The sequence below is a fragment of the Lancefieldella parvula DSM 20469 genome (assembly GCF_000024225.1).
In the GTDB taxonomy this organism is placed as follows: domain Bacteria; phylum Actinomycetota; class Coriobacteriia; order Coriobacteriales; family Atopobiaceae; genus Lancefieldella; species Lancefieldella parvula.
Genome location: NC_013203.1, coordinates 516,211 through 540,013, shown reverse-complemented (window position 1 = coordinate 540,013; position 23,803 = coordinate 516,211). Strand labels below are relative to the sequence as shown.

25 protein-coding genes are annotated in these 23,803 nt (G+C 45.8%); all 25 read right to left on the bottom strand.

Translation table 11 applies throughout. The features are described from left to right. Positions 1-117: 117 nt before the first annotated feature. The 25 genes from APAR_RS02425 to APAR_RS02305 all read right to left on the bottom strand — a co-directional run bounded on the left by APAR_RS02425 (position 118) and on the right by APAR_RS02305 (position 23,784). Positions 118-924, bottom strand: a complete 807-nt coding sequence (locus APAR_RS02425; protein WP_012808561.1) for a TlyA family RNA methyltransferase — start codon at positions 922-924, stop codon at positions 118-120. After that, positions 924-1,262, bottom strand: a complete 339-nt coding sequence (locus APAR_RS02420) for an exodeoxyribonuclease VII small subunit (RefSeq protein WP_012808560.1) — start codon at positions 1,260-1,262, stop codon at positions 924-926. Before APAR_RS02420 ends, APAR_RS02425 begins: the two co-directional genes overlap by 1 nt. 2 nt (positions 1,263-1,264) lie before the next feature. Beyond that, complete coding sequence (nusB, locus tag APAR_RS02415) at positions 1,265-1,768, bottom strand: transcription antitermination factor NusB (RefSeq protein ID WP_012808559.1); 504 nt, start codon at positions 1,766-1,768, stop codon at positions 1,265-1,267. A gap of 2 nt (positions 1,769-1,770) precedes the next feature. Continuing rightward, complete coding sequence (locus tag APAR_RS02410; protein WP_012808558.1) at positions 1,771-2,136, bottom strand: Asp23/Gls24 family envelope stress response protein; 366 nt, start codon at positions 2,134-2,136, stop codon at positions 1,771-1,773. A gap of 81 nt (positions 2,137-2,217) precedes the next feature. Beyond that, positions 2,218-2,781, bottom strand: coding sequence for an elongation factor P (gene efp / locus APAR_RS02405; RefSeq protein WP_012808557.1), 564 nt, complete (start codon positions 2,779-2,781; stop codon positions 2,218-2,220). A gap of 136 nt (positions 2,782-2,917) precedes the next feature. Then, positions 2,918-3,325, bottom strand: coding sequence for a DUF956 family protein (locus tag APAR_RS02400; protein WP_012808556.1), 408 nt, complete (start codon positions 3,323-3,325; stop codon positions 2,918-2,920). Between the two features lie 86 nt (positions 3,326-3,411). Further along, entirely contained in the window at positions 3,412-4,329 is a 918-nt protein-coding gene (locus APAR_RS02395; protein WP_012808555.1) for a PTS system mannose/fructose/sorbose family transporter subunit IID, read from the bottom strand. A gap of 21 nt (positions 4,330-4,350) precedes the next feature. Beyond that, complete coding sequence (locus APAR_RS02390) at positions 4,351-5,166, bottom strand: PTS mannose/fructose/sorbose transporter subunit IIC (RefSeq protein ID WP_012808554.1); 816 nt, start codon at positions 5,164-5,166, stop codon at positions 4,351-4,353. A 16-nt stretch (positions 5,167-5,182) separates the two neighbouring features. Continuing rightward, positions 5,183-6,181, bottom strand: a complete 999-nt coding sequence (locus APAR_RS02385) for a PTS sugar transporter subunit IIB (RefSeq protein WP_012808553.1) — start codon at positions 6,179-6,181, stop codon at positions 5,183-5,185. 249 nt (positions 6,182-6,430) lie between these two features. Beyond that, positions 6,431-7,555, bottom strand: a complete 1,125-nt coding sequence (locus APAR_RS02380) for a M24 family metallopeptidase (protein WP_012808552.1) — start codon at positions 7,553-7,555, stop codon at positions 6,431-6,433. Positions 7,556-7,647: 92 nt separating this feature from the next. After that, positions 7,648-8,784, bottom strand: coding sequence for a 3-dehydroquinate synthase (locus APAR_RS02375; RefSeq protein ID WP_012808551.1), 1,137 nt, complete (start codon positions 8,782-8,784; stop codon positions 7,648-7,650). After that, positions 8,781-9,329: a shikimate kinase gene (locus APAR_RS02370; RefSeq protein ID WP_012808550.1), complete on the bottom strand. Its 549-nt coding sequence runs from the start codon at positions 9,327-9,329 to the stop codon at positions 8,781-8,783. Before APAR_RS02370 ends, APAR_RS02375 begins: the two co-directional genes overlap by 4 nt. 64 nt (positions 9,330-9,393) lie before the next feature. Then, positions 9,394-9,891: a YqeG family HAD IIIA-type phosphatase gene (locus APAR_RS02365; RefSeq protein WP_012808549.1), complete on the bottom strand. Its 498-nt coding sequence runs from the start codon at positions 9,889-9,891 to the stop codon at positions 9,394-9,396. A gap of 11 nt (positions 9,892-9,902) precedes the next feature. Continuing rightward, on the bottom strand, positions 9,903-11,258 hold the full coding sequence (mltG, locus tag APAR_RS02360) for an endolytic transglycosylase MltG (protein ID WP_012808548.1): 1,356 nt from the start codon (positions 11,256-11,258) through the stop codon (positions 9,903-9,905). Next, positions 11,259-11,681 carry a Holliday junction resolvase RuvX gene (ruvX, locus tag APAR_RS02355; protein WP_012808547.1) on the bottom strand — a complete coding sequence of 141 codons (423 nt, stop codon included), beginning with the start codon at positions 11,679-11,681 and terminating at the stop codon, positions 11,259-11,261. It abuts the gene before it with no gap. Between the two features lie 3 nt (positions 11,682-11,684). Continuing rightward, positions 11,685-14,330, bottom strand: coding sequence for an alanine--tRNA ligase (alaS, locus tag APAR_RS02350; RefSeq protein WP_012808546.1), 2,646 nt, complete (start codon positions 14,328-14,330; stop codon positions 11,685-11,687). Positions 14,331-14,355: 25 nt separating this feature from the next. Beyond that, positions 14,356-15,738: an AI-2E family transporter gene (locus APAR_RS02345; protein WP_012808545.1), complete on the bottom strand. Its 1,383-nt coding sequence runs from the start codon at positions 15,736-15,738 to the stop codon at positions 14,356-14,358. Next, positions 15,738-16,592, bottom strand: coding sequence for a SigB/SigF/SigG family RNA polymerase sigma factor (locus APAR_RS02340; protein ID WP_012808544.1), 855 nt, complete (start codon positions 16,590-16,592; stop codon positions 15,738-15,740). The genes APAR_RS02345 and APAR_RS02340 overlap by 1 nt, the downstream gene beginning before the upstream one ends. Further along, positions 16,585-16,968 (bottom strand): hypothetical protein, encoded by a 384-nt coding sequence (locus APAR_RS02335; RefSeq protein ID WP_012808543.1) that lies wholly within the window; start codon positions 16,966-16,968, stop codon positions 16,585-16,587. Before APAR_RS02335 ends, APAR_RS02340 begins: the two co-directional genes overlap by 8 nt. Before the next feature lie 6 nt (positions 16,969-16,974). Then, the gene (locus APAR_RS02330) at positions 16,975-17,586 is read right to left on the bottom strand and encodes an MlaD family protein (protein WP_012808542.1); all 612 of its coding nucleotides are present in this window, start codon (positions 17,584-17,586) and stop codon (positions 16,975-16,977) included. Between the two features lie 91 nt (positions 17,587-17,677). Then, positions 17,678-19,009 carry a replication-associated recombination protein A gene (locus tag APAR_RS02325; protein ID WP_012808541.1) on the bottom strand — a complete coding sequence of 444 codons (1,332 nt, stop codon included), beginning with the start codon at positions 19,007-19,009 and terminating at the stop codon, positions 17,678-17,680. Positions 19,010-19,115: 106 nt separating this feature from the next. Then, positions 19,116-20,357 carry a deoxyguanosinetriphosphate triphosphohydrolase family protein gene (locus tag APAR_RS02320; protein WP_012808540.1) on the bottom strand — a complete coding sequence of 414 codons (1,242 nt, stop codon included), beginning with the start codon at positions 20,355-20,357 and terminating at the stop codon, positions 19,116-19,118. A 98-nt stretch (positions 20,358-20,455) separates the two neighbouring features. Further along, on the bottom strand, positions 20,456-21,544 hold the full coding sequence (locus APAR_RS02315) for an SGNH/GDSL hydrolase family protein (protein WP_012808539.1): 1,089 nt from the start codon (positions 21,542-21,544) through the stop codon (positions 20,456-20,458). Between the two features lie 146 nt (positions 21,545-21,690). Beyond that, complete coding sequence (locus APAR_RS02310; RefSeq protein WP_012808538.1) at positions 21,691-22,686, bottom strand: 2-keto-3-deoxygluconate permease; 996 nt, start codon at positions 22,684-22,686, stop codon at positions 21,691-21,693. 201 nt (positions 22,687-22,887) lie between these two features. Further along, positions 22,888-23,784, bottom strand: a complete 897-nt coding sequence (locus APAR_RS02305) for a cysteine ABC transporter substrate-binding protein (protein ID WP_012808537.1) — start codon at positions 23,782-23,784, stop codon at positions 22,888-22,890. Positions 23,785-23,803: the final 19 nt, after the last annotated feature.

The following is a 23,803-nucleotide window of genomic DNA, read 5'->3' as shown; positions in this document are numbered from 1 at the left end:
CAAACCACTCTCCTGATTTTGCTTGATTGCACAACTGAAACAGTTAAAACAATCTGATTCAATGTACTTAGTATACCTAAAATACTACGAACAACACTACAAAATAGAACATTAGTTCTATTTCACTATTTCTACAGAATGATTCGACACCACTGAAGCAAGATTCAAATCATACGGACCCACTCCAAGCTGCCCAAACAGTAAATATTCCACATTACCTTTAGCACCATGAATAGGACTTTCACATGCACCCAGAGGACCCATATGAGCTTCTTTAAACGCATCAGCAACCTTTTGCAACGTTTGCAGATGCACGGATGCATTTGTCACAATGCCGCCCTCACCCACTTCTTCCCTCTTAGCCTCAAACTGTGGTTTAACCAGCGTAACAAATACTCCCTTAGAAGCTAAAACATCTAAAACAGATGGAAGAATTGACAAAATTGAAGTAAAAGATACGTCACATACGGCAACATCAAAAACGTGAGAATAACCCATTTCTGGCAGCGAAGTAATATTTGTACGTTCATGCAGTTCAACTCTACTGTCGTTTCTAAGCGACCAATCAAACTGCGCATAGCCAACATCAACTGAGGTAACCGAAGCAGCTCCATTTTGAAGCAGACAATCAGTAAAACCACCAGTTGAACAGCCAATATCCAAACATTTTTTATGTTGAACAGTAATATCAAAAACTTCAAAGGCTCGCTCCAGCTTAAGTCCGCCTCGGCTTACGTACGGAATAGCGCCTTTTACGTGCAGAAATAAACCTTCAGGAACAAGCTCTCCTGCTGAGGTTAATTTTCTATCCTTAGTAGAAACATCACCCGCAAGAATTGAGCGCAAAGCAGCCTGAGTGTCTTTGAAAAATCCTTGCCTAACCAGCTCTTTGTCGAGCCTTTGGCGAGAAATGCGTTGAGCCACTAGTGCCCATCACTCTCTGAAACTGAGTCATCAGACGACGTTTTATCTAAAGTTGAAGCTTCAACTTGCTCAGAAGAAGCCTGCTCTTCAACAACAGGCTCTGAAGTAGGTGCATCTCCTGCTGCCTGAGCCTGAACCAAGCGTTCTTCCTCTTCCGGCGTAAACTCAGTAGTATCAACCATATTGACAGCTTTTGAACCTAGAGCAATTGCCTCGTCAAAGAGGTCAAGAGAGTGCTCCAGCGAGACGTTTTTATCGCGAACTTGATCAACAATTGAATCAAGTCTTGCAGTTATTTGGTCAAAGCTCTGATATTCAGATGTATCGATTTTAGCCATGACTACCCTACATCTTCCACAGAGCCCATTGGCTCTTCTTCAAAACTATCTTGCTCAACAGACTGCTTATGACAAAGCGAGTAAATGTCTTCTCCAGCATCAATATCATCAACAATACGGCCAAGAACGCCATTAATAAAGCGAGGAGAATCGTCACCACAATAAGCACGAGCAAGGTCTACCACTTCATTAATAGCAACAGCAACATCAACCTCGGGAACCTTCAGAATCTCGTAGAGAGAAATTCTTAAGAGATTACGGTCAACGGAAGGCATGCGATCAATTGACCAATCCTTTGAGTAAGCAGCAATAATATCATCAAGGTCATCTCTGATGCCATCTGCTCCTACTGCCAGTAACCGCGCATACTCATCAAGAGGTCCCTCGGAGAGCGTATAGTCTCCACCAAGAACCTCGAGAACGCTGCGATTAGTGGCTTCAGCCTGGAATAAAAGCTGTAGTGCTTGGCTACGGGCGCGAGTACGTCCAAAAAACTTAACGCTCAAGCCTACTCCTTAGGAAAAACCAGGCTGTCAATGTAAACATCAACGGAGGCAATGCTAACGCCAATCTGCTCATTTACTGCAGTTGCAACAGCAAGTCTTACCTCAGAGGCAAGCTTTGTAAAAGGATAGCCATAAAACACGGTAAGGTGAACTCCAAGATGAAGCTGACCGTTTTCTACGCCTGCCTCAACAGCCTTCTCTGGAGCAAGACTTCTGCTGGTAAAGACGTTGATAAGGTTAGATGCTAATGTATCGTTTCCGCCAACGGAGGCAACACCTTCAACATTTCCAGCTGCGCCGGAGACAACCGTTGAAATTACATCTTTTGAGATGCCGATGCCCGCTATACGAAGCTCTGTTTCAGCCATGTCTACCCCCTAAAAAGACAAACTGTCTTTGAAATAATTACTCAATACCAATTAAGTGTTTATACACCCAAAGAATATGCATTAAACGCGAGAAACAAATTTGCCGTCACGCGTATCAACCTTAATGCGCTCACCCTGGTTCAGATACATTGGGACCTGAAGAGTTGCACCAGTCTCAATAGTTGCTGGCTTGGTACCACCTTGAACAGTGTCACCCTTGAAGCCTGGATCGGTCTCGGTAATCTCTGCCTCAATAAACATTGGAGGCTCAACGCCAAGAAGCTCAGTATCTGCATAAAGAAGCTGTGCGTTATCATTCTCCTTGAACCAGACGCTCTTCTCGCCAATAAAATCAGCTGGAACAGCTACCTGATCGTAAGTCTCATTGTCCATGAAATAGAAGGACTCACCGTCGTTGTAGAGATACTGCATCTCTTTGGTAAGCAAAAGTACGTTCTCAAACTTGGTGCCCGCATTACAGGTCTGATCAATAACGCGGCCAGAACGAAGATCGCGAATCTTATAGCGGACAAAAGCACCGCCCTTACCTGGCTTTACATGCTGGAACTCAACGATGGTGTAGTACTTATCGTTAATCTTAAGGCCAAGGCCGTTCTTGAAGTCTGCGGTACTGATAGTTGCCACGTCTAACTCTTTTCACTCGATAAAGTCGCGAGAAGAACGTGAATTTTCAAACTACCCGCGACACGTATATGCATGTTGGATTTTATCAGTTTCACGCCTTCCGTGCTGGCGGCTCTTGTGAAAATGCAAAATTTGCCTACTTCTTTTTAATAAAAGCCTCTTGAATAAGACGAGGAATCTGTGGAATTGTCATAAGTCCATGCTTAAAGACAAACCAGAAGTTTGGAGAACGTACGAGTTTCTCCTCTCCTACATAGACACGAATTGCCCTAAGCGTTGCCTTGTTGTCTCTCGTAGAAAAAGAGTAATTACCATTGCTTTTAGTAAAAATAGCAAAGCGAGAAATACTTTTATTACGTCCTATGACTGAGGCGGCTATGTGATCTATCTGATCCCAGGGAATCTGGATGTAGTCTTCGGGATTTTTCTGGTTGTAAAACTCAAAGGCTTTATTGCCAATAAGAATATCGCCATACGTAGCCAAACCATGAAACGAAGTAGCCTTCATGCTGAGGTCAACGGTGCTATTTTGAGACTGAGCCATACAATCCTTTCAAAAATGGGTCGCACCCATTATAGAGCGCGACCCATATTCGTGCGACTTTGAGTACTAGTACGTACTCTTACTCATTACATAAAACCGAGAAGTCGACCAACAATACCAACAGCAAAGAGAGCTAGGATGATGGCAATTGGAGAGACCTTCTTCTTTAACAAATAGCAGCACAAAAGCGTCAGGCCAACCGCAGCAAGACCAGGAATCAACGAATCAAGGTTCTGCTGAAGCGTAGTTACCTTCACTGGATCAAGACCGTTTGGTCCAAGAGTAGAGTAAAGTTTCAATGCTTGATAGATTCCATCTACTCCTGAAGGAAGGGTTGTCCAATCAATGTAGGCACCTGCCTGCTGAGGAATGGTAGAAACCACCGGGGTAAATGAAATTGAAACCCAACGCTGTACCAACGCGCCGATGATAAACATACCCAAGATAGAAGCGCCCTCGGTAACCTTGCCGAGCATACCGCCGGAAAGATCGGAGGAAATGGAAGCACCGGCCTTATAACCAAACTCCTGGGTGTACCACAGGAAGACAAGACGAATGACATTCCACAACACGAAGAAGAGAATGGGACCAAGAATTGAGCCGCCAAGCGCCAAAGAAGCGCCCAGAGCGCCCAAAATGGGGCGAACGGTAAACCAGAAGACTGGGTCACCAACGCCAGCCAGAGGACCCATCATACCTACTTTGACGCCCTGAATTGCAACGTCATCAATAGGCTCGCCGTTAGCACGTCCCTCCTCCAGTGCAAGAGTAACACCCATGACTGGTGCAGAAACATAAGGGTGAGTATTATAAAACTCAAGGTGGCGCTTAAGAGCTGCAATCTGATCTTCTTTATTTGTATAAAGCTTTTTGATGGCCGGAATCATTGAAAATGCCCAACCACCATTCTGCATACGCTCGTAGTTCCAAGAACCCTGAAGGAACTGGTGACGAAGAGCAACAGACATGCGGTCTTTCTTAGAAAGCTGAATCTTATTCTCCATTAGTTTCACACTCCTTCAGAATTAGTAGTTGTCGATAATATCGCCGAGTGGATCGCCAGACCCACCACCTGCGCCGCCGCCCTGCTTAGCAAGATCTTTAAGACCAAGGTAAATAATTGCAAGGCAAACACCAATAACACCAAGAGCAATAAGGGTGAGCTGATTAATAGCCGCAAAGACGAAGCCCAATGCAAAGAATGGCCAAACCTCACGAGTAGCCATCATGTTGATAACCATTGCATAACCAACAGCAGCAACCATACCACCGCCAACTGCCATGCCGCCAGTAAGCCACTTAGGCATTGCGTTTAGAGCATCAGTGACGATAGCTGGGTCAATGAAGCAAAGAGCAGCTGCAGGGACAGCAATACGAGCACCCTGCATAAAAATAGCTACAATGTGCCAACGCTCAATTGCAGCAAAATCGCCCTTCTCGGCAGCTGCATCCATTGCATGAACAATACCGGTTGCAATAGTACGAGCAATCATGGTAAGGAACAGACCTGCTACAGACAGAGGAATTGCAAGTGCAATAGAAGTGTTAATAGCAGCAGTGGTATCAGTATCTCCACCGTTCAGTGCCAGAACCATAATAATTGCAGATGCGACAGATGCCAAAGCTGCATCTGGTGCAACTGCAGCTCCAATGTTTGCCCAACCAAGAGCAATCATCTGAAGAGAACCGCCGAGGATAATTCCCTCAGCAGGGTGACCAGTCACAAGGCCAATCAGTGAGCAAGCAACCAGGGGCTGGTGGAACTCCCACTGGTCAAGGATGCCTTCCATGCCAGCAAGAAGCGCAACAATTACGACAAGCAGTATTGTGATAGGTGTCATTTCTACCTCCTTCTAGTTACTTACGATTAGCAAGCTCGGACTTAGCTTTTTTAAGCATTGCATCAAAGTTTTCTGCACTGTCTGCAGGAACCTTACGGACATCAAACTTTGTACCGCACTCTCGGATAGCCTCAAGGGTCTTTACATCGTCTTCGTCCATAGCAACTGCGTTGGTAACAACAACCTTACCAACAGAGTGAGCAATAGAACCAAGATTAGCTTCCTTGATTTCTACGCCACCTTCAATGACACGAAGCATGTCCTGAGGAGTCTCGAACAGGAGCATTGCCTTGGTATTACCAAAACGAGTATCGTGAGCAATCTCAATAATCTTCTTAATAGGAACAACGTGAACGTGCACTCCTGGAGGAGCTGCTTGAACAATCATGGTCTTGCAAAGCTCATCTTGTGCAACACCATCAGAACAAACAATGATACGGTCTGGCTTGGTCATCTTTGTCCAGGTAGTTGCAACCTGACCATGCAGAAGACGGGTATCAATACGAGCAAGAACAATCTTAAGCTTGCCATCACCAATTACGGTTCCCACAGGAATTGCTCCCTTAGGTGTTGCAACAGCAGGAACATCAGTAGGTGTTGCCTCTTGTGGCTCAAGCTCTTCTGGCTTAATCTTTACGCCCATACGAGCTTCAGAGAAAATCTCTTTTGCTACCTCGGTGGCGGTATCTACGCCAAGGCGAGAACCATATGCTGCTATAAGCATTGGGAGGTTAAGACCAGTAACAGCAACCCAATCTTCTTTACCCTCCTCCTCAAGAACACGAGAAATCTGGTTAAAGGGAGTGCCACCCCATAGGTCAACCAAGAACAGAACGTGCTCTTGATCTTCAAGCGTGGTAATTGCGTCGAGAATCTTCTGATGCAGGTCATCTGGACCCATATCAGGAGTAAGCGTAATAGCTACAACGCCTTCCTGTGGTCCAAAAATCATGCTGCCAGAATCTTTAATACCCTCGGCAAACTTACCATGACTGGCTAGAACGATACTAACCACTTTTACCTCCTTCTTTTCTATTTAATAAAATAAATGAAACTATAAACATAACAATGAAAATAACATTTACTTTTCTAATTTTATTACATATGTATAAAACGTGCCCCCACTAACTTAACTCTTTTTAATTTTTTAAGTTATACAAGCTGATTCTAGGGCGAGAAGGTCTTCTCACCTTGGGAAAACGAGCAAAAATACGGCCAGAAACCCAAAGCTTCTGGCCGTAAAAATTCTGTATATCGTAGCTAGTTAGCAACCAACAGACACAAGGTCGTGTGTGGACTGAGTAAAGACATCGTAGCCGTCCTCGGTAACAACACCAAAATCTTCAAGACGGATACCAAACTTACCAGGTAGATAGATACCAGGCTCATCGGTAACAACAGAACCTGCTGCAATAACCTTATTCCAACGAGGGTTAAAGAATGGACGCTCATGGATCTCAACACCAACACCATGACCAAGGCCATGTCCAAAATACTCACCGTAACCAGCCTCAGAGATAACCTTAACTGCAAGATTATGAATATCAGAACCGGTTACGCCTGCATGAATAGCTGCAGCGCAAGTCTCATTTGCCTTGCGAACAACATCGTAGACATGCTGCTGCTCCTCAGAAGGTGCACCAACAACAACCGTACGGGTCATGTCTGAGTGGTAATCCAAGTAGCCCGCACCGTAGTCCATAACAATCATGTCGCCAGTCTGAACCACACGCTCGCCTGGCTGTGCGTGAGGATTAGCACCGTTAGGGCCAGAAGCAATGATGGAATCAAAGGACAGAGCATCTGCGCCATTAGAGAGCATGTAATTCTCAAGTTCTGCACGAATCTGCTGCTCAGTGAGGCCTGGCTTGATGTACTCACAGATGTGAAGAAATGCCTTATCAGTGATTGACTGAGCATGCTTCATAAGCTCAATCTCTGCTGGGTCTTTGACAATACGCAACTCAGCAATATCACCATGCATGCGTGGAAGCAGAGCAGCAATTGAACGATTGCGCAGCGCCTGCTCTAGCCCATCAAAGAAAGCAAGGTCAACGGTATCCTCAATAGCAACAACACGAGCACGAGCCTCAGCAACATGTGCAGCAACCCACTCGGTAGGTGTAGTAGCTTCCTGGTCAAACTTCCATGGAGAGTCAGTGCCAAGGCGCTCCAGGAATGTGTTGTAGTAACGAGAGTCAGTGTGTAAGAAGAGTGCATCTTGCGTAATAAATGCAGTATGTGCCTGTTCAAAGTCAAAGGTACGCTCAGCATCAGTCAACCAACGAAGGTCTGGATTGTGACGCAAGACAACAGCGTCGTAACCCCTCTGAGCCATTACCTCGCGAAAACGCGCAACGCGCTTTGCGGCCGCCTGTAAATCTGCCATTTCAAATCCCTTCTCGAGATGTTTACAACAAATAGTTGCACCCAGTGGAGTTACTTATCCAAACAAAACTCCTTGGTACAAGATGTGTCGCTTTAATGTGAAGCGTGAGCCTCACACCAAGCGCGGGCATGTTCGGCGAGAAGTTCCTCGTCGACCGAAGCTAATCTTACCCTTCCAATAGACATTGGAATCGGCAACATAAAACGATTAGTAGAACGGAAACATTCCTGTTTTAGAGCTTCGATAAGCTGCTCAGGAGCGATATCACAGGTAACAAAACCAATATTCAAGTGCTCAAGAATCTCATCTTGAGCAAGCATATCATCAAAAGAAAGTGACTCTTTGGCCACTGCAATTCTTGCCGAGAAACGCAATGCATCCGCATAAAGTGCAGAAAGAGGCTGGTCAGCTGGAATAAGCGGACGAAGCGCTTCCACAAAAACCCAACCGTAAGGAACAGACTGCTGGATAGCAATAGCTGAGGAATCAGAAAGGCGACCACGAGTCTTAGTGGACTCTGCCAGCTGCTCTGCAACGATATCAGCAACTCCAGAGGTGAGGTTATCTGCCCTATCCCAAATACGACCAAACTCCGCCTCGTTATCAGACATAGCTGTTGCAACCATACATACCTGGGCAACCTTTGCATTGTCATCGCAAAGATCCATAACCTCAAGGTCTGCAAAGCAAAAACGAGCGCAAGGCTTAGTAGTTACAAGACGCTGATGCTCTGCATCAGTATCAAGCGCACGAGGAGTAATAGACGAGACAATAACTGCCGCTAAATCAAGTGGAACAGTAGCAAGGGAGACTCCCCCACACCACTTGTTTGCCACGTGGTTAGCAAGAGAAATAACTCCCGAGTGCCCCACGGCAACTACCAGATCATCAGCTGTAAGGTGCATTTCTGCCAAAGAAGACAACACTCGCGCCTCAGTTGCCACGGTAGTTGCTGCTTCACCATCTTCTACTTCAACAAGCGTCACCAAAAAACCAATGGTAGTAAGATCTCTACGAAGAAGTTCAACAAGATCCTCGTCTGCCTGACCACTTGTCAGAAAGGCGCATCTATGAGGTCTACCTACAGCAGTCCTTAACTCAGTGCCAAAGTTTGAAAGAACACCCACACCAGAACGAAGTGCAATAGAGCCCCCGGGAATGGAAACCCACTGTTTAATCTGAGCAGGTGGCAATTCCTCTTCAAGCTCATCCTGGATAGTGTCACTCATAAAAGCCCTCTTTCCCAAAGTAGCTTGCCAGAGTCAATGGCAACCTGCTCAAATGTTTTCTCACGAATGTCAATAGTAATATCAGCGGCGGCCTCATAACGTGGACGCAGGCGTCTATAAAGCTGAGTAGCGTTTTCGACGCTTCCCAAATCAGGACGTCTATCAGTGCGCTGAATTTGACGAAGCGAATCAGAAAGATCGCCATCGAGAAACACAATGACTCCCATCTCACGCATAAGCGCAAGATTAATGTCCTTCTCGACAATTCCACCGCCACAGCTTACCAGCAGTGACTTCTTAGACTTGAGCGTGTGTAAAACCTCAGTTTCTGCCTGTCTAAAGAGCTCCTCGCCATCATTTTCATAAATTTCTGCCAGTGATTTACCTGCTATACGTTCTGCTAGGCGATCGGTATCGACATAGCGACGATGAAATAGCTCTCCTAAATTGCGTGCGAGTGTGGACTTTCCGGCACCCAGAAAGCCGACAAAAAAGATATGATCACAGCCCTCATGTACGACGTATCTTGAATCGCGAAACTCCATACTCCTCCAGCCTTTCAAGATGATTCTATCATCGAGTTGGAGCAAGTAAACTAATGCTGTCCTGTTATGACGTAAAAGTTACATTTTTTAAAATGCGGCGCTCTACGTGACGAATGAGATTGGTGTACCACAAATCCTCAGTAGACTGCGGTTTTACCAAAATAGTTGATACACCGGCTAAATTACCTGCAATAATATCGGTAAAAATCTGGTCTCCTACCATTACTGTTTGTTCTTTTGTTACCGAAAAACGCTTCATAGCAGCATTTAATGCACGAGGAAGCGGCTTGCAAGCAAAGCCCTCTCCTTCAATTCCCAGTTCATGAGCGCTGCGCTGGACCTCATCAAAATGGATGTTGTTAGAGACAAGACAAAGCATAAGACCAGCTGCATGGGCCTTTTCAAACCAAGCGGACACCTCTGATGGCACAACTTTAGTATCTCGAGGTACACAGGTATTATCACGATCTAGGAGCACAAGCTTAATCCCTCGCTGAACAAGGCTCTCTACCGAGATATGTTCAACAGCAGAAACGTATTGTGTTGCTTTGATCAGACTCATTCCTGCACCAATTACTGTTTGCTTGCGGCTTCACGCTCGCGTGCGTTTTCAATAGCCTGTTGATGCTCGTCATAAGTCTCAGAGAATACATGTTCATCTGAGGTAATCCAGAAGTAGTAATAATTGGTTGCTGCTGGATCCATTGCCGCCTTAATAGAGGCATAACCTGGAGAGCAAATAGGCGTAGGGGTCAAGCCCTTGAACGCGTAGGTATTATACGGATCGCTTGTCATTGAGCTTAACTCTTCAGCAGTAGCTTCTCTACCCAAGGAATATGCAAGAGTTGCATCACTTTGTAGATACATATCATCATACAGGCGGTTGTAGAAAACAGACGCAACCTTAGGACGATCCTCATCAGTCAGAGCTTCTCGCTCAATAATTGATGCCATGGTAATGATTTGCTCGTTAGTAAGATTCAAGTTGTAACGTTTGTTGAGCGTAATACGAGCAGCGTCCAAGTTAAGATTGGCCGTCTCTGCCTTAAATTGATCAAGCATGGCACGAATGACAGTATCAGCGGTTACGTTGCTTTCCGTAAAGGTATACGTCTTAGGGAACAAATAACCTTCAAGAGAATCGTTAGCATCTACCGCACCGGCAAGGAACGGATAGTCAGCAACATAATTGGATGCTTTTGCCTGATTTAAGAAATCATCGCGAGAAATGCCAAAGTAGTTCTGAGCCAAATCAGCAACTTGAGAAACGGTATAGCCTTCTGGTACGACGAAGCCACTGCCAGGGGCATTTGGACCAGAAACAAGAAGGTGTACGATGTCTGCTGGCTTGGTACCAGTGGTAATAACATAACTACCACTCTTGATTTTCTGCTCAGCATCCTGGCGCTTTACCTGATCTAAGAACTCGCTCTTAGTAGCAATAATCTTGTTCTCAAAAAGAATCTTTGCAACTTCCTGCGCACCAGCACCATCTGGAATGGTAACAGTAACTTGCTGACCAGCGGTAATTTCTTGTGTATCAGAGTTAGTGCGAGAAAGCTCTGGAAGTGCAACTTTCCACACAAAAATGCCAAGAGCTGCAACCATAACAAAAGCGATAAGCGTTGCAAAAATACGAGAGCACTTTGAAGCCTTCCTGTCTCTATGCTTGACCTGCTTATTTTTTGCCTTATGCGTAACTTGAGCACTTCTTGATGAAAGCTTACCGCCAGTAAGTGCAGGCAGCGATCCCGTAGCTTCAACAGGAGGCTGCTGAAGCGCCTCTTGCGAACCAGCGTTATAGTGCGCTGAGTCTTGTTGAGTTTGTTTTTCCTGTATCTGTTCTTCCTGGGCCTGTCCCTCTGATACAGAAGAAGAAAAATGTGCGCCCTGACGACGCGGAGAAGAATCATTAGATGGAGTGGGCATTTAGTCTCCCTTATTCATCTGTGCATCAAGCCACGATTGCAAAAAGAGCGAAGCAGCAACCATGTCAACTTTCCCACGCATAGCTTTCTCAGATAAACCTTGCGCTCGAAGAATCTTCTTCGCTTCCGCGGAAGAGAGTCTTTCATCAGTAAATTCTAATGGAAGTTGGCAGTTCTTCGCAATTTGCTCAGCTTGAACGGTAATTTTTTGGGCCTGTGGGCCATCTTCACCGGCGAGCGTCTTAGGACGACCGCACAAAAGAAGCTCTGGTTCCCAATCTTCAAGCACGGTTTTAAACGTGCGCGCATGCGAGAGCACCTCTTGTGCAGGAAGTACACAAACAGGTGACGCAATAGCACCATCGGGGTCACTTACAGCAACCCCGATGCGAACTTCACCAATATCTAAAGCTAAAACACGCAAACGTTATGCACCAAGCTTTGTTCTTGCAGCATCAAGTGCAGCATCAATTCCAGCGGCATTTGAGCCGCCTGCCTGCGCCATCGCTGGCTTGCCGCCACCGCGGCCACCAACAAACTCTGCAATCTCTTTTACAATGTCTCCTGCCGAGAATCCCGCTGCAACTGCAGAATCAGTTGCACCTGCAAGCAGAGAAACCTTACCGTCAGCAGTTGCGGATGCGATAACGCAAGCAACAGGCTGACCGTCAGATGCATCACGTATGCCATCCCATGCAGAGCGGAGCTCCTTACCAGAAAGACCTTCAAGCTTAGCGATGACGCAGCTGTAACCGTTAAGCTGAACAGCAGACTTAAGTGCTTCTGCTACCTGATTGCTACCTGCTCCAGTAAGAGCGGCCTCAAGCTTATGATTAGCAGCGCGAAGATCTTGCTGCAGCTGCTCAACACGGTCTGCAACAGCGGAAGGACGGACCTTCAGAGCTGCAGCAACCTCATCAAGCTGAGCCAGGCGCTCATCAACGTACTCAATAGCGCCCATAGAGGTTACAGCCTCAATACGCCTTGAGTTAGAACCAACGGAGCTCTCAGAAATAATCTTGAAGAGGCCAAGGTCTGCAGTGTTGCGTGCATGAGTACCACCGCAAAGCTCGCGAGAGAATGGAGTGTCTTCTGTGCCAGCAGAAACAACACGTACGACATCACCGTATTTCTCGCCAAAGAGTGCAACAGCACCAGCTGCCTTTGCGTCTTCAATGCTCATAATCTTAGTAACAATAGGCTTAGCGGCAAAGATCTCTGCATTTACCATGCCCTCAATACGATCAAGCTCATCTTTAGTAAGAGCCTCAAAGTGCGTAAAGTCAAAACGCATACGATCTGGGGCAACAAGAGAACCAGCTTGGTTAACGTGGTCTCCCAAAACCTTCTTAAGCGCTGCATCAAGGAGGTGAGTTGCTGTGTGGTTGCGACGAATAAGCTCACGACGACCAGCGTCAATAGTTGCGGTAACAGAATCACCAATAGAGAGCGTACCCTCCTCTACTACACCAATGTGGGACTCAAGGCCGCCGTCACGGTGCTTGGTATCAGTGACGTGAACATAAAGACCAGGACCACTGAGCCTACCAGTGTCACCAACCTGACCACCCATCTCTGCGTAGAAAGGTGTGCGGTCAAGTACAACTTCTACCTCGGAGCCAACAGTGGCGGACTCAACCTCCTGCCCGTCCTGAACAAGAGCAACAACACGAACACCGGAAAGCTCATTATTGTCGTAGCCGTCAAAAACGGTCTCATCAAGGCGGTCAGAAAGTGCCACCCAGATGCTTTGAGCATTACCCCAGGCATCGCGGTTAGCAGACTTACGAGCGCGCTCGCGCTGCTCGGTCATTGCAGCATCAAATGCATCCATATCAACAACGTGACCTGCATTTGCTGCAATCTCACGAGTAAGATCAATGGGGAATCCGTAGGTATCGTGCAGGAGGAATGCAACCTCACCAGAAAGTTGTGCACCATCCTCAAGCTGCTCAAGCTCAGCAGTGAGCTTGGACTCGCCAGCGTCAAGCGTAGCGCCAAAGCGCTCCTCTTCTGCAGTTAAAATGCCATCGATAAGAGCGCTCTTCTCGACAAGTTCTGGATACTCTGCACCAAGCAAAACAGCAACCTCATGCGCGTACTCCGCCATAAAAGTACCCTGAATACCCAACAAACGACCGTGGTAGACAGCACGACGAAGCAGACGGCGAAGAATGTAGCTTCTGCCCTCATTACCAGGAAGAATGCCGTCACCAATCATAAAAGTAACTGCACGGGAGTGGTCTGCAAGAATACGCAGACTGCGATCAATCTCGTCAGTTGAGTGATACTTCTTGCCAGAGAGTTTCTCGCCCAAAGAGATGAGGGTACGCATAATGTCACCCTCGTAGTTGGTTCCCTCATGCTGCATGATAGCTGCAATACGCTCAAGACCCATGCCGGTATCGATGTTGCGATGAGGAAGCTCAGGCAGAGAGCCATCTTCCTGACGGTCAAACTGAGTGAAGACGAGGTTCCAGAACTCAAGGTAGCGGTCACCATCATCTCCAGGCGCTTCTCCCTCAAACTCAGGGCCTTGATCAAAATAAATCTCAGAGCAAGGACCACAAGGACCAGTTGGACCAGCTGCCCAGAAGTTGTCCTCCTCGCCCAGACGGGTGATGTGATCTTCTGTTATGCCAAGAGACTTCCAAATCTCAATTGCCTCATCGTCATCAGTAAAAACGGTAAAGTACAGGCGATCAAGTGGCAGACCAAGGTGCTCTGGAGAAGAAATAAACTCCATTGCCCAGGTACATGCATCGCGCTTGGTATAACCACCAAAGGAGAAGTTGCCCAGCATTTCAAAGAATGAAAGGTGACGGGAGTCGCCAATGTTATCAATATCGTTAGTACGAAGACACTTCTGGCAGGATGTAGCGCCAATCTCCTTCATAGTCTTGATACCCTGGTAATACTCCTTAAACTGATTCATACCAGCGTTAGCAAGGAGCAGTGAAGGGTCAGAAGGCACCAGAGATGAAGAAGGATAACGCTTACAACCTTTGCTCTCAAAAAAGCTCAGGAAGTCCTCACGAATCTCTGCTGTTGTCATTGTTTTATAGTCAGCCATAAAGTACTTCTCCGTATTCAAATAACTACTCTTTTGTACTGTCTGAGTCTACCGTATCTGACGATGGTTTATCTGGTTCTTTAATAACTTCTTGAGTATTCCTAAAAAGTAACTGAGAAAAATCATGCCCAAGAATCTTTGGCGCAGGAATTGAAGACTTACTACGAATATGAGCCGTAGTGTCTTGATCAACAAGACGTGACTCCTCAAAAAACTTTGGATCGTCCAGTGCATCATACTCTGGCAAAATAGCGCCTTTCTCATCCACATACTGCGTGGAATTAAAGAGCGCACCATTTGGTGAGACAATCTGTCTGCCCGAGTACTTCTCAAAGAAGTACACAAAAATACCTCTAAGTGCTGCAGTCAGTGGAATTGCAAGAATGGTTCCGACTACTCCGCCAAGAGCGCTACCAATAACAATGCCTATAAGTGAAAGACCCGGATGGACTTTGACGCTAGTTGCCATAACCAAAGGTGAAAGCACATTATCCACAACGTTTTGAGCAACCATCAAGATAACGATGGTCCACACGGTCATGATGGGGTCTACCAAAATACTCAGAATCAGAGCAATGCCTGCCGAGAAAACCGGTCCAACCACAGGAATAATGTGGAAGATTCCTGTGACCATACCAATGAGGGCAGCATAAGGGTTACCTAAAATAAGGCAACCAAAGTACACAAGAATGCCGTTAACTGCAGAGGTAATGATAGTTCCACGCATATATCCACTGGTAGATCTGCTTAAGATTGCAAGAATAAGTCTGAACTCATCCTCTTTTTGAGGACCTGCAATAATAGCCAGCTCACGAACAATAACGGGATAATCTTTGGCAAGCCAATAGGCAAGCACTAGACCCAAGAAAAAGACCATAAGCTGGTTTGCCATAGATGAAATATTGCCTAAAGCAGATGTTGAAAGCCAACTTAAAATGCCAGAAGCAACTGATATTCCAATGCTCGATGCCCGCTCAATTACAAGCTCTACCGTCTGTCTAACAGCTGGGTTACTCTGAGAGTCAAAGTTCTGCCAAAATTCCCTAGCCATTGCTCCTATCTGGCTTGCATACGAAGGAGCATTCTTAAGCAGCGTGGTAAGCTCAAGCACCAATGGTTGAGCAATCAAAATCAAAAATCCTACAAACACAATAAGTGTAAGAATAAGTGCTGCAAAAGCAGAAATACCGCGAGGTATTCCCCTATCTTCAAGCCAGTTAGTTACAGGACTGCACACAAACGCAACAATAGCGCCAATAGCCAACAACTCAACGGCCTGCCCCAAAATACCAAGGACATACAGTGCAAGTGCAAACAACGCAGCAAAGCCAATGGCTGTCCATACCATCAGGCCACGCTGTTTCCAACTCTGAATCGAATCGGAAAAGTTTTGATGCTTTTGATCCATTAACGATTCACGCTTTCTGGGTCAATCTTTTCTTGAATACGCTTTAAAGTACGACGAAGCAGTCTTGAAACCTGTACCTGGGAAATATTAAGTTTCTCTGCAATCTCTACCTGAGTAAGACCTTCAACAAAACGCATACGAATAATCTCTTGCTCCCGTGGTGAGAAGTCTCTAATGGCCTCATCAAGAACAATGCGATCATCAGAACCAGCAAGATCTTCATCTTCGGTCACATACTGATCAATGATAGAGGGTGTCTCATCTCCGTCAGCGCCAGAGCCGCCTCCCTCAAGAGGAACAGAGCTATAAGCACTGGAAGACTCCATAGCCTCAAGAATCTCTTCAACGTTAGTATCAAGGCGCTGAGCAATCTCTTCAATTGAAGGGCTTCTTTGTAGTTCTTTAGTTAAGTCATCAGTAACCTGATTAATCTTAGAAGAAAGCTCTTGCAGGCGACGAGGGACACGCACTGACCAGCCTTTATCGCGGAAGTGACGCTTAATCTCTCCCATGATAGTAGGTGTTGCATATGTAGTAAATTCAAGACCGCGATCAGGCTCAAACCTATCAATTGCCTTAATAAGTCCAATGGTTCCCACCTGAATCAAATCATCAAGGGGTTCTCCACGATTTTTGAACTTGGAGGCCAAAAAGCGCACGAGGTTTAAGTGGCTCACAATAAGCTGGTCTCTTACCTCAGAATCTTTTGTTTCTTTATATTGGGCAAAGAGCTGGCGTGTTCTATCTTTATCCCAGGCGGGGATACCTTTAGAAGCACGACGAGCAGCTCTTCTTGCGGCTTTCTGCTCTTCTGCAGATGCCTGTACTGCCTCGTTTGCTTCAGGTTTAGGCATGTGCACCGCCAGAAATCTTTACAAGATGAAGTGTATAACCGTCATCACTAAGCGCAAACTCGTCACATATAGCGGAAAGCAATAACTCTACAAGCTCAAGTGGCTGGGAATTATCCGTCTCAGACTCAACTGGATCCTCGTCACCCAAATCAAAATCAATTTCCATAGTATTGTCTTCAAGGGTAAACGTAATATCTACGAAGTCCCTCTGAGTACCGCATGCAAAAACAAAACCTTCTTCAGCGGCCATTTTGACGTCTTCAAGCTCGTCAACATTCATCTTACATAGAACAGCAAGGTTAGCAGCCATCATTCTGACTGAACGAGCAAACGTTGGATCTGCTGGAGCGGAAAGCTCAACAATTTTTTGTGCCATATCAATCTACTCCTCAGTCTTCTGAGAAGACTCAGAACCGTACTCAATATAGAACTGCTCAGAACGAGCTGGCTTGGAATGCTTTGTCTTATCCTGAGAAAGCAAAGGAAGCTCCTCAAGGTACTCCTGTGCTCTCTGTGCGCCCTGCTGTGCTGTTGCAGTTACACCGCTCAAACGAGCCTGAGCTGCCTCAGCAAGCTTAGAAGGATTCAAAGATCCTCCCAAACCAGTCCCCAGCTTTGATACTGACTCAACAACGCCTGTCACAGCGTCACTTGCAGCTTTGCTTACTGTCGCAGTTACTGCAGACGCAGCGCCAGAAACGGTAGCCACATCACCAAGAACTACGTTAAGACTCTCAAGAGAGGTATTAGCATTCTCTGCGGCATCATCAACTTTCTGCATAAGTGCAGGCAGCTGCTTAATAGTTGGATCTAACTCATCAACCATGCCATCAATCTTTGAAATAACAGGTTGAATCTGTTCAATAGTATTGTTAGCCGAGAGTGTAATCTCAGTAATCGACTTTCTTGTTGTTCTTAATGTCAGGGCAACCTCGATAATAGCCCAAACGCCAACCACGGCTAAAACTACAAGGGCAATTTGTAGGTAATTCATCAATGCCATCCCTCAAAGCTAACGGTTACAGTTCATTCTATTTTACCCGAGGAGCGACTTCTTAATGCTCCCACTTGAGTAATTCAAAGTCCTAAGTTTCCTCGTGACGATCACGCTCTGTTGCTGCAATTCTCCAAGCTTCCCACCCTCTAGGAGATGGCGAGAAGAACGCTCCACGTTCAAGTCCTTCTGGAAGATAGCGCTGTTCAATCCATCCGCCAGGATAATTATGAGGATAGAGGTAATTACCGTACTCTTCAGAACCAGGGCGCGTACGATCTCTTAAGTAACTTGGAACTTCTCGCCTTGGACCTGTTCTAACCTCATGAAGCGCAGCGTCAATACCTGCTTCCGCAGCATTCGATTTTGGAGCTAGCGCCATATAAATTACTGCTTGTGCAAGATTAATTCTGCACTCCGGATATCCGATGACCTCGGCTGACCTAAATGCCGCATGAGCAATAAGCAGCGCTTGTGGATCAGCGTTTCCAATATCTTCTGAAGCCAAAATCATAATGCGACGCGCAATAAATTTAGGATCTTCACCTGCATCAATCATACGGGCAAGCCAATACAGAGCTGCATCAGGATCTGAACCTCGCATGGACTTAATAAACGCAGAGATAATGTCATAGTGCATATCTCCCGCTTTATCGTATGGAAGTCCACGGCGAGGATTTGCCTCAAGAACGTTCTGCTTGGTGATAACAAGTGGCTCAGATGCTTTGCCATCAGCTGATTCTGGAACATCAACCATCTGAGAAGCAAGCTCAAGAGAAGTAAGGGCTGCGCGGCCATCTCCACCTGCAAGCGTCACAATCTCTTTGCGAGCATCTTCTTCCAGGACAAATGCGCCAGCTAAACCATCTTCTGACTCAAGTGCACGCTGAATGAGCTCATCAATGGCATTATCTGACAATGCATGCAGTTCCACTACACGAGAGCGAGAAATCAGAGCGCTGTTAACCTCAAAGTAAGGGTTTTCTGTAGTAGCTCCAATGAGTACAACTATTCTGTCTTCTACCGCATGAAGCAGAGCATCTTGCTGAGAGCGCGTAAAACGATGAATCTCGTCGATGAATAGAATAGTTCTTCTGCCTGCTGTTAAAAGCCTTGATTCTGCAGCCTCGATCTCTCTACGAAGATCTTTAACAGTTCCCGTAATTGCAGATACTTCTACAAATTCTGCGTGCGTTGTATGAGCAATGATACGCGCAAGGGTGGTCTTGCCGGTACCAGCTGGACCGTACAGTAAGACGGATGAGAGCGTATCGTGCTCAATGGCTTTACGCAGCCACGAACCTGGACCAACCGCATCTTCCTGACCCACGTATCCATCAAGCGTGGTAGGACGCATGCGAGCTGCAAGTGGTGCATTAGCTTTTTTAGCGGCACGTTCTATGCCAGAAAATAAAGTATCCATGCAGCTATTTTACCCCGTCTCAAACATAAAAGCTTGGCGAGAAAGCCGCTCAACATAAATGCTCTTTAAGTGACCAGTCTGTTGTGCTCTGACCAACTTCCTAACCTTACACGCGTACTCCTTCTGCAAAGTAACTTCTCTTTGGAAAGAGCTCCTGAGCTTCTGGGAAGAGCGCTTCGCAGGTAGCCACAAAGTAGTCATCAGTCATTGCAGAAATAAAATCAACAACAGTACGATGTAGGTCACTCTTCCAGTCATACGTATGACCGTACCTAGAAAGATGTCTACTCACGGGCTCAATATGATGCTTAAAGATTGCAAGGTTCTGATCACCAGATTTAAGCGCAGACAGCTCGTATTCGTACAACTTCTCAAACAGATGCTTAATGTCTTCAGAGAAATCACCATTGGCCTCTGATGCGCCATAGATCTTCTGGTAATTCTCGCGCTTTGCTCGTTTCATCTCTTTAAATGCCTCTTCTGAGAGAGAAATCTGAGGCTTACCAAAGCTGTTCTGAACAATATCTGCAACAAAAGCAGAGGTAGCCCATGCGTTATAGGCACCGCCAAGACCATCATCAAACGTTTCTTCTGTTGCGGCACCTGCACGAAGAGCATCCTGTCTATCTTTTCCGACATACGCAATAATGTCCGAGATGCGCATAACACAACCTTCAAGCGTCATAGGACGCAAGTGTGCAATAGCCTGAGGACCCCTATCCCAGCAATCTTCCACCACCTTGTCAAACTCATCAAAAGTTGAAAGATTACTCATTTGAAGTACCTGCTGTTCAAACTCACCGTTGTGGCAAATTACTCCATCAAGCGTCTGTAAAGAAAGATTTCTTGCATAGAGACCGTCAAGAACACGCACGCTTTGTACGTTGTGGAAAAACCAACGTCCTGTTTGCTCATGGTAAATATCATTGAGGAAATACTCCCCTGCATGACCAAAGGGGGTATGACCCACGTCATGACCAAGAGCAATTGCCTCAATCAAATCAAGGTTAAGACACAGTGCACGTCCAATATCTTTAGCAACTCTACAAACAAGTTGTTCATGAAGGCCACGGCGCGTAATGTCATCATGCGCACGGAATGAGAAAACCTGTGTTTTACCGTTTAGCCTGTTATACGCAGGGGTATGCATGATTTTCTCGACATCTCGCATAAAAGCGGGACGCAAAAGTGAAGCCTGATCATGGGTGGAATCTCGGCGGATGATGTCTTCATTTTTGCACGCGTAAGGACTTAAGGTGCCCTTGGCTATTTGCTCAGCCACAAGAGCCTGCGTTTCTTCTGAAAGTTGCCCGGTCATATGAGGTGCAAAAGGATTAGTGATGTTCATGTGTATCCTCTCTAGATGTTTTTCAACTCTAGTGTAGAAGTTTCACCGGACAAAAACTCATGTTGAATTTTGAGAGAACTGTTGTGAAAGCCTGGTATCTAAAAAAGACTATCCTGAACTGGCTGTTTTAAGGCTTCAAACAGATTCTTTGCTAAAAGTGCTGCACCCTTAGAATTTGGATGCACATCGTCAGCAAAATATTTCTTCTCCTGAGGCAACAGCTTTTCTCCAGAGATGCACTGCAAACCAAACTTACCAGCAACCTCTTCAATTATTTGAGGAACCTCAGCAAAACAAGAATAAGGGTGCGTGGGATACGTATCCTCAAAATAAGGGGTGGGCGTCAGAACCACCACGCGCGTATCTGCATACATCTGAGAAATCTGCCAGAGTGAATTTTGAATATCGTATGTTACCTGTGACTTTGAGCATTTCTCGTATCGATAATTTGCCCCAAGCGCAACAACAACTAAAGAGGCATCCTCAATGAACGCATACGAGCCAGGCTGATAAACTTGTCCACCGATTCCCTGGTTAACCGCATCAAGCTTCATGCGCTTAGCAAGACAGTGCGGCCAAGTTTTGTCTGGCCGCTCCACAACAAAACCCTGCGCAATGGAATCGCCAAACACCACCAGTTTTTTCTTAGGCTCACCGGGCGAGAAAAACGTGCCATTGCCACGGAGATTTTTAACAGAAGCGCTCTGCAAACAGGGCAAGTAAACATTTACGCGATGTGTGTCGTTAAAACCTGGAAGTCTAGCAAGGTCATCTTCAGAGGTTTCTGTTTCTAGATGAATAGAAAGTGTATGTTCACCTACATCATCCAGCGAGAAGTTCTTGTAAGGTTTACCATCAACCGTCACAAATACAGAGCTGAGCTTTTTAAGATACGTAGCTTTAAGTAACTGTAAAACAGAAGAGGAGCCTTTAGGAAGTTCATCAATTTTTAGATCAAGTACCACTTCTGAGCTGTCCGTGGTAAAAGTAACTTGAATATCTGAAGTGCACGCTGCCATCTGTTTAAAAAGACCGGGGTGCCAGGAAGAACAAGAGCCAATAACTCTAAGCTGATTGGGAGAAATACGCAGCGGATGAACCCACCCGTGAGCAAGTTTTTCTGACCATGGCGCACCAAGTAAAAACCTAGATGCTGGAGAACTGATGCTCCACTCTCCCACTTCCATACACACCTCCAATCACCAGTTAAATTACTATAGTTATATACTACGAGATTAATTAAACAGTATTATAATTTTTAACTGGTAAATAAAACCCTCTTCTACCTGTGCAGAAGAGGGGTTTTCATGCTGATTATTTGATTCTTGCTTAATTACTCAGTAGCAGGTACTTCTTCTGAAGTCTGCATCTCGGCGTCATCATTTTTCTTTGCCAACTTCTTATCAAGCCAACCAGTGAATGCAGGAGCTACCAGTGCAGTAATAACTACAGCAGCTGCAAGCTGAGCGTTTGCGTTAGCAACAACCTGAGCAGTGTAGGTTGGATCAACAGCAGCAACCGCAGCAGGTGTGGTTGTTGCGGTACCTGCAATAGTTGCACTAGCAAGACTTGCCTTACCAGAACCGCCAAGAAGACGTTCAACAAGCATGGTAAGAATACCTGCGATGATACAAAGAACTGCTAAAAGAATACCTGATAGACCGCCAGTAATAAGATTCTCAACACTCATGCCGCAGCCAAGGGCAAAACCAACAACAGCAATACAAGGGTTAATGCCTGGAACCAAAAGTGACCTGATAAATGGACTAAGGTTACCAAGAACAACACCAAGAACAAGAGGAAGCAGTGTGCCAATAAGTGCGGTAGGAGAAATTGCTGCAACACCCGCTGCGCCTAGAGCAATCATGGTAACTGCAGGACCAGCAACAAGAGATAAAACTGCAGCAGCACCCTGCTCATCAGGAGTACCATACTCAGCTGTAATACCAATGTACAGGGCAACATTACAAAAAGTAATGCCACCAATAATAGAAAGTGCATTAAGACCAAAGAAATTGTCGTCCATAAATTTAGCAACAAAGAGACCAAAGGCAATAGCAATAGCAAGCTTAGGAATCAGGATGGTCAGACCAGTTTTCAGAACCTTGGGAACAGTCTTAAGATCAATAGAAGCGCCAACAAACAGTAAAACAATACCAACAATAGCAGGAGCGCCCTTAGCAACAGCCGTAGTAAAACTACCAATTTCTAAAACCTGTGGGAAAAAAGAATGGAGCAACAGGCCCACAGAAAGCGGATAAAGCATAATATCGCCGGGGAACCTGGGGACACCAATTTTACGAGTTGCTTTCTGCTGTTCAGCTGCCATTATCAGCTCCTTTGCCCTAATTGGTTAAAAAATATTTGACCTACTCTATCAGCACAAAGAAACATTTTTAAAAAAGTACTGCACAAATTAACAATTTAGCTACAAACGCGAGAAGCCCTTACAAACTGCAAGACCTTCTCGCGAAATGGGTGTATTTGAGCTGTTAAAGACGACGCGGCGCGTAAAACTGAGAGCTAGAACTTAAATTTTGCCGCCCTCGACAACCATGGTATTTGGATCTACCTCGTCGCCATAAATTGGAGCAAGCGTCTCTTCATAGGCCTTGTGGAAGAAGTTCTCCTCTGCAAGAGGACCGGTAATCTCATTGTTGATAAACTCCAATAGCGAAGAATTGCCTTTGTGAACTGCTGCAGCAATAGTATCGGAGTCGCCCAGATCATCGATGCCAACAATAAAGCCAGGGTTAGACTTAACCCATGCAAGTACCTCGGTATTGTCAGTTGAGAACGCGTCTCCGCGGCCGTCGAGCAGCGCGTTATACGCATCAGCGTAGCTATCAAATTTCACCAGCTCAACCTTAGGTGCGTTCTTAGCAAACCAAACCTCAGCTGTGGTTCCCTTAGAAACAATAAGCTTCTTGCCATCAAGCTGAGAAACGTCTGTGATTGGCGCAGAAGCTGGAGAAACAACACCCAGCTTGATCTTCATGTATGGCAGGGAGAAATCAACCTTCTCTTTACGGTCATCAGTTACCGTAAAGTTTGCCAGCATGATATCTGCCTTATTTGACTGCAAGAAAGGCACGCGATTTTGTCCGTCAGTGGCAATGTAGTTAATCTTTACGCCCATATCCTTTGCAAGACGCTCAGCAAAAACAATGTCGTAACCAGCGTAATTACCGTTTGCATCAACGTAACCAAAAGGAGCCTTATCGCTGAAGACGCCGATATTTACTGTGCCTGCCTTCTTGATATCATCAAGAGTTCTAAACTTTGAGTCTGTATCAGAAGATCCGCCCTGAGCTCCATCGGAATCCTTTTTCTTGCAAGCTGCCAAAAGAGTTGCAGCAGAAAGTGCGGTTGCACCAAGGAAAGCACGACGAGAAAGAGAAGTGGAAGTATTTTCAAAGAAGTTCATTTTAAATCCTAACAAGTTG

Bases quoted from the DNA above. Each gene is read 5' to 3' on its own strand.
- APAR_RS02345 (WP_012808545.1), bottom strand. From the start codon at position 15,738: ATGGATCAAAAGCATCAAAACTTTTCCGATTCGATTCAGAGTTGGAAA.
- APAR_RS02325 (WP_012808541.1), bottom strand. From the start codon at position 19,009: ATGGATACTTTATTTTCTGGCATAGAACGTGCCGCTAAAAAAGCTAAT.
- APAR_RS02400 (WP_012808556.1), bottom strand. From the start codon at position 3,325: ATGGCTCAGTCTCAAAATAGCACCGTTGACCTCAGCATGAAGGCTACT.
- APAR_RS02330 (WP_012808542.1), bottom strand. From the start codon at position 17,586: ATGAATTACCTACAAATTGCCCTTGTAGTTTTAGCCGTGGTTGGCGTT.
- mltG (WP_012808548.1), bottom strand. From the start codon at position 11,258: ATGCCCACTCCATCTAATGATTCTTCTCCGCGTCGTCAGGGCGCACAT.
- APAR_RS02410 (WP_012808558.1), bottom strand. From the start codon at position 2,136: ATGGCTGAAACAGAGCTTCGTATAGCGGGCATCGGCATCTCAAAAGAT.
- APAR_RS02305 (WP_012808537.1), bottom strand. From the start codon at position 23,784: ATGAACTTCTTTGAAAATACTTCCACTTCTCTTTCTCGTCGTGCTTTC.
- APAR_RS02380 (WP_012808552.1), bottom strand. From the start codon at position 7,555: ATGGCAGATTTACAGGCGGCCGCAAAGCGCGTTGCGCGTTTTCGCGAG.
- APAR_RS02395 (WP_012808555.1), bottom strand. From the start codon at position 4,329: ATGGAGAATAAGATTCAGCTTTCTAAGAAAGACCGCATGTCTGTTGCT.
- APAR_RS02370 (WP_012808550.1), bottom strand. From the start codon at position 9,329: ATGGAGTTTCGCGATTCAAGATACGTCGTACATGAGGGCTGTGATCAT.
- APAR_RS02340 (WP_012808544.1), bottom strand. From the start codon at position 16,592: ATGCCTAAACCTGAAGCAAACGAGGCAGTACAGGCATCTGCAGAAGAG.
- APAR_RS02365 (WP_012808549.1), bottom strand. From the start codon at position 9,891: ATGAGTCTGATCAAAGCAACACAATACGTTTCTGCTGTTGAACATATC.
- APAR_RS02315 (WP_012808539.1), bottom strand. From the start codon at position 21,544: ATGGAAGTGGGAGAGTGGAGCATCAGTTCTCCAGCATCTAGGTTTTTA.
- APAR_RS02375 (WP_012808551.1), bottom strand. From the start codon at position 8,784: ATGAGTGACACTATCCAGGATGAGCTTGAAGAGGAATTGCCACCTGCT.
- APAR_RS02390 (WP_012808554.1), bottom strand. From the start codon at position 5,166: ATGACACCTATCACAATACTGCTTGTCGTAATTGTTGCGCTTCTTGCT.
- APAR_RS02310 (WP_012808538.1), bottom strand. From the start codon at position 22,686: ATGGCAGCTGAACAGCAGAAAGCAACTCGTAAAATTGGTGTCCCCAGG.
- alaS (WP_012808546.1), bottom strand. From the start codon at position 14,330: ATGGCTGACTATAAAACAATGACAACAGCAGAGATTCGTGAGGACTTC.
- APAR_RS02335 (WP_012808543.1), bottom strand. From the start codon at position 16,968: ATGGCACAAAAAATTGTTGAGCTTTCCGCTCCAGCAGATCCAACGTTT.
- APAR_RS02420 (WP_012808560.1), bottom strand. From the start codon at position 1,262: ATGGCTAAAATCGATACATCTGAATATCAGAGCTTTGACCAAATAACT.
- APAR_RS02320 (WP_012808540.1), bottom strand. From the start codon at position 20,357: ATGAACATCACTAATCCTTTTGCACCTCATATGACCGGGCAACTTTCA.